The 12,712-nt window shown below is 64.3% G+C and carries 12 protein-coding genes; 8 read left to right on the forward strand and 4 right to left on the reverse strand.

The features are described 5' to 3' along the window. Position 1: 1 nt before the first annotated feature. Complete coding sequence (locus B3H47_RS04175) at positions 2-829, reverse strand: TIGR04325 family methyltransferase (RefSeq protein WP_276706302.1); 828 nt, start codon at positions 827-829, stop codon at positions 2-4. Between the two features lie 230 nt (positions 830-1,059). On the opposite strand from B3H47_RS04175, the gene B3H47_RS04180 reads away from it, so the two are divergent. Genes B3H47_RS04180 through B3H47_RS04190 form a run of 3 tightly spaced genes read left to right on the forward strand, consistent with a single transcriptional unit; the run spans position 1,060 to position 4,339 of the window. Further along, a complete protein-coding gene (locus tag B3H47_RS04180) occupies positions 1,060-2,874 on the forward strand; it encodes a tetrathionate reductase family octaheme c-type cytochrome (RefSeq protein WP_286986179.1) in 1,815 nt (604 codons plus the stop codon). A gap of 12 nt (positions 2,875-2,886) precedes the next feature. Then, positions 2,887-3,549, forward strand: a complete 663-nt coding sequence (locus tag B3H47_RS04185) for a cytochrome b/b6 domain-containing protein (protein ID WP_286986181.1) — start codon at positions 2,887-2,889, stop codon at positions 3,547-3,549. Continuing rightward, positions 3,542-4,339, forward strand: coding sequence for a hypothetical protein (locus tag B3H47_RS04190; protein WP_286986182.1), 798 nt, complete (start codon positions 3,542-3,544; stop codon positions 4,337-4,339). The genes B3H47_RS04185 and B3H47_RS04190 overlap by 8 nt, the downstream gene beginning before the upstream one ends. A gap of 172 nt (positions 4,340-4,511) precedes the next feature. Here B3H47_RS04190 and B3H47_RS04195 read toward each other — a convergent pair whose 3' ends face one another. After that, the gene (locus B3H47_RS04195) at positions 4,512-5,648 is read right to left on the reverse strand and encodes an NAD(P)/FAD-dependent oxidoreductase (RefSeq protein WP_286986183.1); all 1,137 of its coding nucleotides are present in this window, start codon (positions 5,646-5,648) and stop codon (positions 4,512-4,514) included. Positions 5,649-5,883: 235 nt separating this feature from the next. On the opposite strand from B3H47_RS04195, the gene B3H47_RS04200 reads away from it, so the two are divergent. Beyond that, positions 5,884-7,542, forward strand: coding sequence for an alpha/beta hydrolase family protein (locus B3H47_RS04200; protein WP_286986184.1), 1,659 nt, complete (start codon positions 5,884-5,886; stop codon positions 7,540-7,542). 96 nt (positions 7,543-7,638) lie between these two features. After that, a complete protein-coding gene (locus tag B3H47_RS04205; protein ID WP_286986185.1) occupies positions 7,639-8,205 on the forward strand; it encodes a Uma2 family endonuclease in 567 nt (188 codons plus the stop codon). Between the two features lie 8 nt (positions 8,206-8,213). Here the strand turns inward: B3H47_RS04205 and B3H47_RS04210 are convergent, their stop codons facing one another. After that, the gene (locus B3H47_RS04210; protein ID WP_013104880.1) at positions 8,214-8,621 is read right to left on the reverse strand and encodes a VOC family protein; all 408 of its coding nucleotides are present in this window, start codon (positions 8,619-8,621) and stop codon (positions 8,214-8,216) included. Positions 8,622-8,640: 19 nt separating this feature from the next. After that, a complete protein-coding gene (locus B3H47_RS04215) occupies positions 8,641-10,047 on the reverse strand; it encodes an FAD-binding oxidoreductase (protein WP_286986186.1) in 1,407 nt (468 codons plus the stop codon). A gap of 175 nt (positions 10,048-10,222) precedes the next feature. Between B3H47_RS04215 and B3H47_RS04220 the strand changes: the two genes are divergently transcribed. From B3H47_RS04220 to B3H47_RS04230, 3 genes are all read left to right on the forward strand, one after another. Beyond that, the gene (locus B3H47_RS04220) at positions 10,223-10,687 is read left to right on the forward strand and encodes a BLUF domain-containing protein (RefSeq protein WP_276727758.1); all 465 of its coding nucleotides are present in this window, start codon (positions 10,223-10,225) and stop codon (positions 10,685-10,687) included. Between the two features lie 2 nt (positions 10,688-10,689). Then, positions 10,690-11,283, forward strand: coding sequence for a cob(I)yrinic acid a,c-diamide adenosyltransferase (locus B3H47_RS04225; protein ID WP_276707413.1), 594 nt, complete (start codon positions 10,690-10,692; stop codon positions 11,281-11,283). Positions 11,284-11,405: 122 nt separating this feature from the next. Next, entirely contained in the window at positions 11,406-12,710 is a 1,305-nt protein-coding gene (locus tag B3H47_RS04230; protein ID WP_286986187.1) for an efflux RND transporter periplasmic adaptor subunit, read from the forward strand. The last annotated feature ends 2 nt before the right edge of the window (positions 12,711-12,712 follow it).

A 12,712-nucleotide genomic window follows, 5' to 3' on the forward strand; every position in this document is an offset into this window, starting at 1 on the left:
CTCACCCCCGCAGCAGATAAAACCCGTGATACACATCGACTGAATGCTCGGGCTCGAAGGCGATGTGGCAATGTTTGTCGGGGTTTTGCCAACGGTCGACGATCTGGTAGCCCAAGCGAGTAAAGCCCTCCAGAAACGGCGCGTAGGCGGCGATGCGGTACGGGCAGAAAGCGGTGCCGATGCTCTGCAGGGTGAAGTAGTCTTGCCCGCCGTTGTCCAGCACATGCAGCGGTGTGAGGTTGAGGATGATGTGACGCGGAGGACGCTCCAGCGTGGCCAGGCGCTGCGCCAGCGTGTCGGGCAGGTACTGCAGCACGCCCAGCGCCAGCAGCACGTCCACACCCTCGGCGACGCGGAAATCGCCGTTGAAGCTCAGCCGCCCCGCGGGGTCGCGCTCGCGGGCGATCTCTGCGCCCCGCGCCATCACCGCAGGCACGTCGCTTACCGTCCAGCGCAGACCCGGCGGATAGTCTAGGTAGCGCTGATAGCCGTAGTAGCCGATGCCGATATGCCCGCCTAGATCGAACACCGAACTCTGCCCCTGTGCAAACAGTTTTTGCAGCCAGAAGATGACGGGATAGTCGCTGGGGTAGATGCGCTTGATGCGCTCCAGATACATGCCCGCCGCATCGGCGTTGTCATAGCCCAGCGGGCGGGTGGGCGGCGCGCTGGCCTGCGCGGCGTCGAAGCTGGAATAAACGCCGCGAAACAGGTTGGCATCGGTGTTGTTGGCAAAAGCCGCCTCGGCTCGCTGGCGGCGCAGTGCGCCGAGGGGCGGCAGATCGGCCAGGCGATCCAGGGCGGCGTGAGTGCGCTCAAGCAGGGGCATGACGGTCTCCATCGAAGCGGCAAACGATACCGCAAAACTGGCCGCGCGCAAGCTCGATTTGAATGTAATTAGTTGTCTCTAATGGTGTCTTTATTTTTCTTTTGTGTGGCCAGATCAAGAGATGGCTTCACCGAAACACGGCGCCAGAAATCGATTGCGAACGGTCAATCTTTTCAAACAACGGCAGGCGCAGCATCTCGCCCATTCTTCCAACGAGACGAGTGTGGGCCATGGATTTCCATCGACAAACCGGAGAGAGCCGGATCGCGCGCGCGGCGCGATCTGCGCAGGCCGTTCTCTTAGCCGCCGGGCTACTGGCGCTCAGCCCCTTGGCGCGGGCGCAGGACGCCGCAACCTTCGTGGCACAGAACGGGGTAAAAGTTCAACCCGCCGAGGCGGCGCAGGATAGTTGGCATGTGGTGCCCAGTGTCGTGCCCACGGTGCAGAAGGGCAATGTGGGCAGGGAAATGCCGCAGGATCACAGCCAGTTTCCGCAGCTCAAGGGCCCGTTCACCTCGCCCGAGCAGGTCACCAAAGCCTGCCTGAGCTGCCACACCGACGCGGCCAAGCAGGTCATGTCCACCATTCACTGGACCTGGAAGGCCTACGACCCCAAGACCAAGACGCTGGTGGGCAAGAACCACGTCTACAACAACTTCTGCGTCAGCCCGATCAGCAACGAGCAGTTCTGCACCGTGTGCCATGTGGGCTATGGCAGCACCGACCCGAACAAGTTCGTGCCGTTCGACCACCGCAGCCAGGATCATGTGGACTGTCTGGTGTGCCACGATCAGACCAAGACTTATCACAAGATTCCGTTCATCGGCGGCAATCCGGCGATGGAAAAAATCGCGGTGCGTCCCGGCTGCGGCGAGGTCTATGGCACCGACAAGCCTTTCGTCGAACCGGAGAACCTCGCCAATATTGCGCAGCATGTGGGCTCGCCCACGCGCTACACCTGCGGCCAGTGCCACTTCTACGGCGGCGGCGGCGACGGCGTGAAGCACGGCGACATGGACAGCTCGCTGGTCAACCCCGCGCGCGCTGAAGACGTGCACATGGCGACCAATGGCCTGAACTTCTCTTGCCAGGAGTGCCATAAGACCGAGAACCACAATGTCAGCGGTTCGCGCTACGTCACCGACATGATGTTCGGCGACAAACAGTTCATGCGCGGCAACCCGCACAACACCCAGGCGGCGAGCTGCGTGTCGTGCCACGGACAGACGCCGCACAAAGGCAACGACCTCAACAGCCAGATTCAGGCCGCGACGCTGAACATGCACACCCGCGACATCGCCTGCGAAACCTGCCACATCCCCGAGTTCGCCCGCGGCGGTCTGCCCACCAAGATGGAGTGGAACTACGCCACCGCAGGCAAGCTCGCGCCCAACGGCTCGCCGCTGGTCATCAACGACAGCCACGGCTGGAACACCTACTGGGGCGTCAAAGGCAGCTTCAAGTGGGCGGAAAACGTGGTGCCGCAATACCGCTGGTTCAACGGCGTGGAACGCTGGATGAATGTCGGCGACAAGGTGCAGGACTTCAAAGACACCAACGGCGTGGTGCAGCTCAACGCCATCGAGGGCAGCCCGACCGACGGCAAGTCCAAGATCTTCCCGTTCAAGATCATGCGCAACAACCAGCCGTATGACACCCAGACCGGCATCCTCGCGGTGTTTCATTCCTTCGGTTTCGACAAAGACTCCTACACCATGAGTTACGACTGGCAGACCTCGATCGAGGCTGGCATGAAGGCCGCGCACCTGCCGTATTCAGGGCACTACGGCTTTGTCAAGACCGATATGTACTGGCCGATCGAGCACATGGTGGCGCCCAAGACGCAGGCACTCTCTTGCATGCAGTGCCACGCCAGCGACGGCCGGCTGCAAAACATCAACGGCGTGTACATGCCGCATCGCCCGAAAGACCACAACACCTGGCTGGAGCGCATCGGCCTGACCGTCGCCGCGCTCGCCTTGGTTGGGGTGCTGCTGCACGGCCTCATCCGCTTCGGTCTGTGGCTGCGTCGCCGCGGTCATTGAAAGGACATCATCATGACGACACAACGCGTTTACAGGTTCACCCGCTTCGAGCGCTTCTGGCACTGGAGCCAGGCCGCGCTCATCATCACCATGCTGTTCACCGGCTTCGAGATTCACGGCTATCTGGGCGGCTTCAATTTCGAGCACGCCCTGCTCATCCACGAATACGCCGCCTGGCTGCTGATGACCCTGTGGACTTTCGCCGTGTTCTGGCACTTCACCACCGGCGCCTGGAAGAACTACATCCCCGACCTGCGCCCGAAAAGCCTGTGGACGGTGGCGCGCTATTACGCCTGGGGCATGTTCATCGGTGAACATCACCCGTATCACAAGGAGCCGTTTCGCAAACACAACCCGCTGCAGCGGCTGGCGTATCTGTGGCTCAAGCTGATGATCAATCCGCTCATCTGGGCTAGCGGCCTGCTGCTGCTGTTTTTCAGCTATGGCTGGATTCGGCTCTCGCCCCTGGGGCTGCAGCTCGACTGGGTGGCGCTCACCCACACCGCTGCCGCCTACATGATGCTGCTGTTCTTCATCCTGCACGTCTATCTGGGCACCACGGCGCACCCGCCAACCGCCTACATCAAGGCCATGATCACCGGCTGGGAAGATGAAGACGAACCGGCCGCACCCTCTTCCTCCAGCGCCGCACAACCGGAGCCTCACCATGGCTGATACCCGACTCTCCCGCCCCGGCCGTCTGTTGCAGTTGACCGTGCTGGGCGCCGCACTCTCGGCCCTGAGCCTGGGCGCCGTTCTGAGCCTCGATACCCTGGCGCAGGCTGCCGAACCTGCGGCCAAGCCCGCCTCGGCCCCGGCGACACAAATCAATCTGGAAAGCGCCTCGCTCACCGATTTGCCCGGCTCGCCCTCGCGTGTGCGCATCGATCAAAGCCTGGGCGTACACGCCATCAAGCAGCGCGACGGGTTTGTCGAGCTGGACAACGCCGTGCTGCTCAAGACCTATGTCTATGCGTATTCCAAGCAGGCGGTGAACTACACCGGCATCCTCACGCCGAATACCGAAATGATCGAACCGCCCGCGCCGGTGCAGGCCAGCGCGAAGGAAAAGCAGCAGATCGACGCCATGATTGCTTTCGACAAAGCGCACCCCAAGCTGCGCATCGACGTCGATGACATCGCGCTCGACGCCTATGTACCGCAGGACAAGTACTACCCCATCGACAACCGCCTGTTCATCCACGGCGCCGGGTATTACTTCGACAACTCGCCGTATCACTACACCTACGATCACCCCGAAGCATTTCGCCATTTGGCTTGCGCCGATGCCGCTGTGATGAAAACCCTCGACGCCGCCATCGCCAATTACCAGCACTTTCACATGACCATTTTCGCCACCGTGCTCGGCGGCGACGCCAAGACGCAAGGGTTGCTGCTGCGGGTGGATGAAGTGCAGCTCAAGGATGCACTGGGCAATGTGCTGATCGACCAGAAGACGCAGTGAGTTGGCGCTGTTGGCTTGGCGCCAACTGAGTCGGCGCAAACCCGCACCCCCTCCCAACATCCCCCACCAGTGGGGGAGGAGCAAACCATCTCCGGCGCGGTGGGAGAGACGTTTCTAACTCCCTCCCCACCCGTGGGGAGGGTTGGGGTGGGGTGAGGTCGTTTGCGCTGAATTAGGCCGAGCGGTAGTCCTTGAGGTATTTGCCCTCGAACCAGCGCTTGGCCCAGGTGAAGGCGCGAGAAGGCGGCAGGACGATGGTTTTGCTCTCGTCGCGGAACACCAGAATGCCGCTGTCCACGGTATCGACGATGCACACCAACTCGGCCTTGGGCACATGCTGCGCAGGCTGGCCTTGCATCACCAGCAGCAGATTCTCGGCAGCGGCCTTGGCCTGCAGATCGGCCATGTGCGCCTGCTTGGGCAGCCAGTCCGGGCCGGGATAGCTGCCGGCATCTCCGGCAACGAACACCCGCTCGAAACCGGGCACGGCGCAGTGCGCGTCGGCCTGGATGAAGCCGCCGGGCGAGCGCGGCAGCTCGGAGTTGTGCGTCCAGCCCGGCCCCGTCATGCCGGGCATGAACAGAATGAGATCGGCCTTGACCAGGCCGCCCTCGGTCTCCACCCCTTCGGGCGACATGCGCAGCGGCTTGTGGCCCAGATGGGTGTCGATGCGGCGCTTGGCCATGTGCGACAGCAGCCCGGTGACGGCGCGCTCACCCAGGCGTTGGCCGGGTTTGTCCGAGGCGTTGAAAAACACCAGTTCCACCTTGTCGCGTTTGCGCTGGCGGCGCAGCCAGGTGTCGATGCCGAACAGCAGTTCGAACATCGGCCCGCCGCGCGCCGCCGTGGGCTCCTGCGGGTTGCCGCCAAAACCGCAGGCAATGCGCCCGCTGTCCATCGCAAGCAGCCGCTCGCGGATTTTTTCCGCCGCCGCCACGCCCTCGCACAGCGCGATGGCGTGCTCGATGCCCGGCAGCTTTTTGATGAAGCGCCCGCCCGTGGCGATGATCAGGCCGTCGTTCTCCACCGGCCCGCCGGTCGTCAGCACCGTGCGGCCGCCGTCTTGCAGTCCGGTCACTTCGGCGGCGAGAAAGTCGATGCGGTGCTTGCGCAAAAACGGCGCCAGGTCGATGACCAGATCGCTGCTCTTGCGCACTCCCGTGGGCACCCAGATCAGGCTGGGCAGATAGACGAACTCGGCCTTGGGCGCCACCAGAGTGATACGCGCCTGCGGCGCCTTGGAGCGCAAGGTGCGCGCCGCGGTGAGGGCGGCAAAGCCCGCGCCGAGTACAACAAAATGGTCAGACATGATGAAGGGGCTCTGCGAATACGACAAGTGCGAAGCATAGGCCCGGCATGGCCGCTCGGGCTTGTGAATTGTCAGAGCCAAAGGGTCCGATGCCCGGGCTGCCCCACCCCTTCTGAAACGCTTTGTAAATACCGTTGACGTGCTCTGGAGAAGCGGAGAATTCTTGATAAAGAACGAGCGTTCGATTTTCAGATAAATCTAAGGCCGCGACAAGGCCAGACGACGGAGACAACCCATGCACACCTTCTCGCTGAAGACGGCCCTGGCCGTCAGTTCCAGCACCCTGCTGCTCGCGGCCTGCGGTGGCGGTGGCGGCACGCCCACTCCCACCACCGGCACGGCTGACACCCTGGTTTCAGCCAGCGCCACGCCCACCGCGGCGATCTCGACCAACACCATCGCCACGTCGAGCCACTGGATGGGCCGCTACCCCAGCGGGGTGCAGCAGCTCATCGGCGCCCCGGTTTGCGGCGTGACAGTCTACAAGTACACCTACGCCACCGTAGGCGGCGAGAACGAACCCACCACCGCCACCGGCGCGCTGATGATTCCCTCCGGCAGCACCGCGCAATGTCAGGGCGCAAAGCCCATCGTGCTCTACGCCCACGGCACCGCGCTGAGCAAGAACCGTGACCTGGCCGCACTCGGCGACCCGAGCAACCCCGCCTTCGGCACCGCCTCACGCGTGGCCATGATCTTCGCCGCGCAGGGCGACATCGTCGTTGCGCCCAACTACGCCGGTTACGACACCTCGCCCCTGCCCTACGCGCCTTATCTCAATAAACAGCAGCAGTCGCAGGACATGATCGACAGCCTCACGGCCGCGCGGCAAGCATTGATGCAACTGAACCTGCCCGTGAGCGACAACGGCAAGCTGTTCGTCACCGGCTATTCGCAAGGCGGCTTTGTGTCGATGGCCACACTGGCCAAGCTCGATGCCCAGGGCCGCCCGGCCACGGCGGGCGCGCCGATGTCCGGGCCTTACGGCATGCTCGCCATCAGCGATGAAATCATGCTCGGACATCCCAACGTTGGCGGCACCGCCTACCTGCCGCTGGTCGCCAACTCTTACGCCCATCTGCCCGCGGGGTCGCCGCAAATCGATCTTGCCGCCATGTTCAACCCGCTTTATGCGGACGCGCCGACCCTGTTCCCCGGCCCCGTGGGCTTTGCGGGCTTTGGCCAACTGGCGCAGGCCGGAAAGATTCCGTACACCGCCATCTTTCAATCTCCGCCCACCGGCAACGCTGCGCTGGATAGCCTGAGCGAAGGCTGGCCGCTCGGCCCGCTGGGCTTCGATCCGACCAACTACCTCATCAGCACCGCCTACCGCGCGCAATATGTGGCCGACGTGCTCGCCCACCCCGACGGCGCCGCGCCCGTTGATGGCTCTGCGCCTAACTTCGCCACCGGCACACCAACGCCTGCGAGCAACCCGCAAGATCCCCTGCGGCAAATTCTCCTGGCCAACGATCTGCGCGGCTACACCCCGAGCATGCCGCTGCTGATGTGCGGTGGCGACCAGGACCCCGAAGTGTTCTGGAACCAGGACGCCGCCGCCATGACTGCCACCCTGATGAACAAGGCCCAGACCACCAACCCCGGCCTGCGCTTTGCCACCCTCGACCTCGACAACCAGGGCAGCCCCGGCACCTACAGCAACGGCCTGACCAGCTACGGCCTGAACACCGCACAGCAACAGACCCTGCAGACCGTGGCGAGCACGGTGCAAGGTGGTTTCATCGCGTATCAACAAGGTGTGGTGCAAGCGGCTGAAGCGCAGGGCTACACGGCGCAGCAGGCCGCTGCCTACGCGATGGAGAGCTACCACACCGACGAGCGCCCGTTCTGCACCGTGGCGGCGCGCACTTTCTTCAATCTGTATGCGCAGTAAGCAGGCAGGGGCTGGCGCCATGTGGACACCGCAACCTAGCCAATACGGCGAGAATACGCTGCACTTTCGCCGCTTGGACACGACTAGGATGACCACATGGCCTTGGCACAACACAAACTGAATTTGGGCGATTACCTCGTCTGGGAAAACGCGCAGCCCGAGCGGCACGAGTTTTATCGCGGCGAAGCCTTCACCATGGTGGGGGTGCGCCGGGTGCATGGCGTGGCGTCAGGGAATCTGGCCGTCGCCCTGAAATTAGCGCTACTCGGGCGGCCCTGCCAGGTGTTCAGCCAAAGCCTGAAGGTGCAGGTGGCCGATGAGGCGGTGTTTTACCCGGACGTCTTCGTCACCTGCCATGCCGACGACCTGCGCACCGAGATGGTGTTTCGTCATCCGGTGCTCATCGTTGAGGTGTTGTCTGACAGCACGCAGGGCTTTGAGCGCAGCCTGAAGTTTGCCATGTACCGGCGCATCGCCGAGTTGCGCGAATATGTGCTGATCGACCCCGACAGCCGCAGCGTGGAGGTGTTCGTGCGCAATGAACGCGGCTTGTTCGAGCTGCATGATTTCACCGGGCTGGCGGAGATGGAACTCGCCAGCGTGCAACTGCGCATCCCCTTGACGGAAGTGTTCAGCGGGCTGGAGCCAACGCCCGCTGGGTGATTGCACCCCTACGCCGCTGCACGACAGACGGCGGCGAGTTTGTTGCCATCGGGGTCGCGCACGTAAGCGGCGTAGAAATCCGGACCGTAGTGCGGGCGCAGACCCGGCGCGCCCTCGCTGCGACCGCCATGCGCCATTGCTGCGGCATGAAAGGCATCGACCTGCGCCCGGCTGCGGGCGGCCAGCGCGATCATGGATCCATTCCCCACTGTGGCGGGCTGACCGTCGAAGGGCTTGCATAGCCACAGCGCCAGTTCCACCCGCCCCTCGTCGGCGTAGCGGCCCCAGCCGATTTCATGGGCGGGATCGTCGTCTTCGGTCACGCAGCGCGCGTGCCCAAGCGCGGCCAGTACCGGGTCGTAAAACGCGGCCGCGCGAACGAGATCGTTGCTGCCGAGCATGAGGTAGGTGAACATGGCCTTACTGGTCCCGCTTTCACGCAAAAATCTTCCCCGGATTGAGGATGCCCCTCGGATCGAGCGCCTGCTTGATGGCGCGCATCACGTCGAGCGCGTCGTCGCCGGCTTCCTCGCGCAGGAAGCCCTGCTTGTGCAGGCCGATGCCGTGTTCGCCGCTGCAGGTGCCGCCGAGTTTGAGGGCGCGGCGCACGAGTTGGGCGTTGAGACGTTCGGCCAGTTCGCGCTCTTCGGGTTTGGCGGGGTCGATGAGGTAGCCGATGTGGTAGTTGCCGTCGCCCACATGGCCGACGACAAAGTAGGGCAGCCCGGCGGCGTCGGCCTCGGTGATGGTGTCGTTGATGCTCTCGGCCAGACGCGAAATGGGCACGCAGGTGTCGGTGGTGACGCAGCGGCAGCCGGGTTTCATTTGCAGCGCGGAAAGGTAGGCGTGGTGACGAGCCTTCCACAGCTTGGTGCGTTCTTCCGGCGTGTCGGCCCAGGCGAAGTCGGAGCCGGCATGGTCTGCGGCGAGGGCCTGCACGGTTTCGGCCTGCTCGCGCACCCCGGCGGGCGAGCCGTGGAATTCCATCAGCAACAGGGGCTGCTCGGGCAGGCCGAGATGGTCGTGGGCGTTGACCGCGCGCACCGCGCCCGCGTCCATCAGTTCCACGCGGGCGATGGGAATGCCAGCCTGATTGAGGGCGATGGTGCAGTCCACCGCGTGCGCCACGTCGGGGAAAGAGCACACCGCGGCGGCCACCGCCTCGGGCTGCGGGTACAGGCGCAGGGTGACTTCGGTGATGATGCCCAGCGTGCCCTCGCTGCCCACCATGAGGCGGGTGAGGTCGTAGCCCGCGCTGCTTTTGCGCGCCTGGGTGCCGGTGCGAATGATGCGGCCATCGGCCAGCACCACGGTGAGCGCCAGCACGTTTTCGCGCATGGTGCCGTAGCGCACGGCGTTGGTGCCCGAGGCGCGCGTGGCGGCCATGCCGCCTATCGTGGCGTCGGCGCCGGGGTCGATGGGGAAGAACAGGCCGGTATGGCGCAGTTCGTCGTTCAACTGCAGCCGCGTGACCCCGGCCTGCACGGTGACGAGCATGTCGGCGGCGGCCACGTCGAGGATGCGGTTCATGCGCGTGAGATCGAGGCTGATGCCGCCCTGCACCGCGAGCAACTGGCCTTCGAGCGACGATCCGGCGCCAAAGGCGATGACCGGCACGTCGTGCGCGGCGGCCAGTTTCACCGCGTCGGCCACGTCTTGCGTGCTCTCGCAGAACACCACGGCGGAAGGCGGCGGCACATCGAAGGGCGATTCATCGCGCCCATGCTGCTCGCGCACCGCCTGCGCGGTGGAAAGCTGCGCGCCAAACCGCGTGGCCAGCGCGTCGAGCAGGGCGGGCGGCGTGGGTCGGGTGAGAATTTTCGGGGTGAGGGGGGCGTTCATGGGATGTCCTCGGTCAGGGTTTGCGGCTGCAAGGATAGACGCTCGCCCGCGAGGGCGCAGCGGGGCTAGGAGTCGGGCTTGAGGATCGCGCGCTGTAAGGCATCTTCGCATCGGGCACAATGCACTGCGCTAGTTCTTACTCTACTTCGGAGCCTGTATGGACCCCATGATTCGCATGATTTACGCCAGCCGCATTTCTCCCAATTTTGGCCCGGCGGATGTGCATGACATTCTCAACACCTCGCGGCGCAACAACCAGCCTCTGGGTTTGACCGGCATGCTGGTGTTTGCTGACGGATTTTTTCTCCAGGCTCTAGAAGGCGCTCGCTCGAAAATCAACACCCTTTACGCCAAAATTCTGCGCGACCCGCGGCACAACCAGTCGGCCATCCTGAGTTATCAAGAGATTGATAAACGGCTGTTTGGTGATTGGTCGATGGGTTATGTCTTGAGCACGGAAAAAAATCGCAGTCTATTTCTGGCCTATTCGCTCGAAGCGCGATTTTCGCCGCTCGATCTCAGCGCAAAAGCGGCAGAAAACATCCTGTCGGAGCTTGCCGAACATACTCGGCGCATCGGGCCTAGTGCAGCTTCTTCGGCGGCTTCTTCGGCTCCTGCGGCTTCTGCTGAGGCGGCCTGATCATGGGGCTGCGCCTCACCGCCATATCCACCCGCACTGGCGACGCGGGCACCACCGGGCTGGGGGACGGCTCGCGCTGTCTGAAATCGGCCGCGCGCATTCAGGCGCTGGGCGAGGTGGACGAGCTGAACTCGCATCTCGGGCTGTTGCGCAGCATGGGGTTGCCGTCGGCCATCGACGCCTTGCTCTCGCAGGTGCAGCACGATCTGTTCGACCTCGGCGGCGAGCTTTCGGTGCCGGGCATGACGCTGCTCAAACCCGAGCAGGTGGCCGCGCTCGATGACGCGCTGAAAGACTACAACGCCAAACTGCCGCCGCTGGCCGAGTTCATTTTGCCCGGAGGCACGCAAACGGCCTCGCAGGCGCATGTGTGCCGCACCGTGGCGCGCCGCGCCGAGCGGGCGGTGGTGGCCGTGTCCTGCGAAGTGGCGCAGGCCGGCGGGGAGCAGGCGCCCACGCTGCTGCGCGCCGAGCTGCTGCAGTACCTCAACCGCCTGTCCGATCTGCTGTTCGTGCTGGCGCGCACGCTCAACCGCGCGGGCGACGCCGCCAGCACCGAGGTGTATTGGAATCATCAGCGTCAGCCCAAGGCTTGACGCCCCAGCGGCAGACTCAAAGCGACATACTTCTTCACACTGCCTGCACACGACTTTCACGTCGCACTGGCAGGATGTGAAGACTGCCAACCGATCTGTTTTTCCACCGTGACACCCCGCCCATGACTGCGAATTCCCCCTCCCCTGAACAAAATCGCCGTCCCTTGACCGCGCGCCGCTGGCTTTGGGGCGGGCTGGGCGTGGCCCTGCTCGCCGCGGGCGGTCTGGCCCTACTGGGCAGCGAGCACCCGGCGCAGGCGCAGATGCGCGGCCCGGGCGGAATGGGAAAAGGGCAGATGCCGCCGCAGCCGGTCACGGCATCCGTCGCCAGAACGCAGGACGTGCCGGTATGGCTGACCGCGCTGGGCACGGTCACGCCGCGCAGCTATGTGAACGTGATGCCGCGGGTGGCCGGACTGCTGCAGAGCGTGGACTACAAGCAGGGGCAGACGGTCAAGGCCGGGCAGTTGCTCGCGCAGATCGACCCGCGGCCTTTCCGCATCGCGGTGGAGCAGGCGCAGGCGCAACTGGAGCAGACGCAGGCGCAGCTCGCCGGTGCGCAAAGCGATTTGCTGCGCTATGAAACCCTGCTCAAGCAAGATTCGATTTCGGCGCAACAGGTCAGCGACCAGCGTGCCACCGTGGCCCAGCTCAAAGCCACGCTCGACGCCAACAAGGCCGCGCTCGACAACGCCAAACTGCAACTGAGCTGGACGCGCATCACCGCTCCGGTCAGCGGCCTCACTGGCCTGCGCCCGGTGGACGCCGGCAATATGGTGACGACTTCGGGCGCCGTGGGCAGCAACACCAGCAGCAGCACCAATTCGGCCTCACCGGTTGCCACCATCGCGCAGGTGCAGCCGGTGGACGTGACCTTCGCTCTGCCGCAGCAGCAGATCGGCGAGGTGGTGAGCCAGCTCATGGCGGGCAAACAGTTGCAAACGCAGTCTTGGGATGCGCGCAACACCCAGTTGCTCGAAACCGGCAAGCTGGTCGCAGCCGACAACCAGATCAACAGCACGACGGGCACGCTCAATTTGCGCGCCGAGTTCGCCAACCCGAAGCTGACCCTGTTCCCCAACCAATTCGTCAACGTGCGACTGTTGGTGCGCACCATTCCCGACGCAATCGTCGTGCCCACCACCGCCGTGGCGGTTGGCGCGCCCGGCACTTATGTCTACGTCATCGGGCCGGACAACAAGGTGAAGATGCGGGTGGTGAAAACCGGGGTGGCGTTTGACAACCTCACGCAGATCGTCAGCGGCCTGAGGCCGGGCGAGCGCGTCGTCACCGACGGCCTCGACCGCCTGCGGGACGGCCGCGAGGTGAAAGTGGTGCAGGCAATGGTGCAGTCCGCAGGCGGCGCCGGGAAGGAGCGTGCCCGGCCTGACGCCCACGCCAAGCCCGCCGCCAGCGGAGCACGCTGAGC

The sequence above is a fragment of the Thiomonas sp. UBA7699 genome (assembly GCF_002482605.1).
Taxonomy (GTDB): Bacteria; Pseudomonadota; Gammaproteobacteria; order Burkholderiales; family Burkholderiaceae_C; genus Thiomonas; species Thiomonas arsenitoxydans.

Bases quoted from the DNA above. Each gene is read 5' to 3' on its own strand.
- B3H47_RS04215 (WP_286986186.1), bottom strand. From the start codon at position 10,047: ATGAACGCCCCCCTCACCCCGAAAATTCTCACCCGACCCACGCCGCCC.
- B3H47_RS04225 (WP_276707413.1), top strand. From the start codon at position 10,690: ATGGGGCTGCGCCTCACCGCCATATCCACCCGCACTGGCGACGCGGGC.
- B3H47_RS04185 (WP_286986181.1), top strand. From the start codon at position 2,887: ATGACGACACAACGCGTTTACAGGTTCACCCGCTTCGAGCGCTTCTGG.
- B3H47_RS04190 (WP_286986182.1), top strand. From the start codon at position 3,542: ATGGCTGATACCCGACTCTCCCGCCCCGGCCGTCTGTTGCAGTTGACC.
- B3H47_RS04220 (WP_276727758.1), top strand. From the start codon at position 10,223: ATGATTTACGCCAGCCGCATTTCTCCCAATTTTGGCCCGGCGGATGTG.
- B3H47_RS04230 (WP_286986187.1), top strand. From the start codon at position 11,406: ATGACTGCGAATTCCCCCTCCCCTGAACAAAATCGCCGTCCCTTGACC.
- B3H47_RS04180 (WP_286986179.1), top strand. From the start codon at position 1,060: ATGGATTTCCATCGACAAACCGGAGAGAGCCGGATCGCGCGCGCGGCG.
- B3H47_RS04175 (WP_276706302.1), bottom strand. From the start codon at position 829: ATGCCCCTGCTTGAGCGCACTCACGCCGCCCTGGATCGCCTGGCCGAT.
- B3H47_RS04205 (WP_286986185.1), top strand. From the start codon at position 7,639: ATGGCCTTGGCACAACACAAACTGAATTTGGGCGATTACCTCGTCTGG.
- B3H47_RS04210 (WP_013104880.1), bottom strand. From the start codon at position 8,621: ATGTTCACCTACCTCATGCTCGGCAGCAACGATCTCGTTCGCGCGGCC.
- B3H47_RS04195 (WP_286986183.1), bottom strand. From the start codon at position 5,648: ATGTCTGACCATTTTGTTGTACTCGGCGCGGGCTTTGCCGCCCTCACC.
- B3H47_RS04200 (WP_286986184.1), top strand. From the start codon at position 5,884: ATGCACACCTTCTCGCTGAAGACGGCCCTGGCCGTCAGTTCCAGCACC.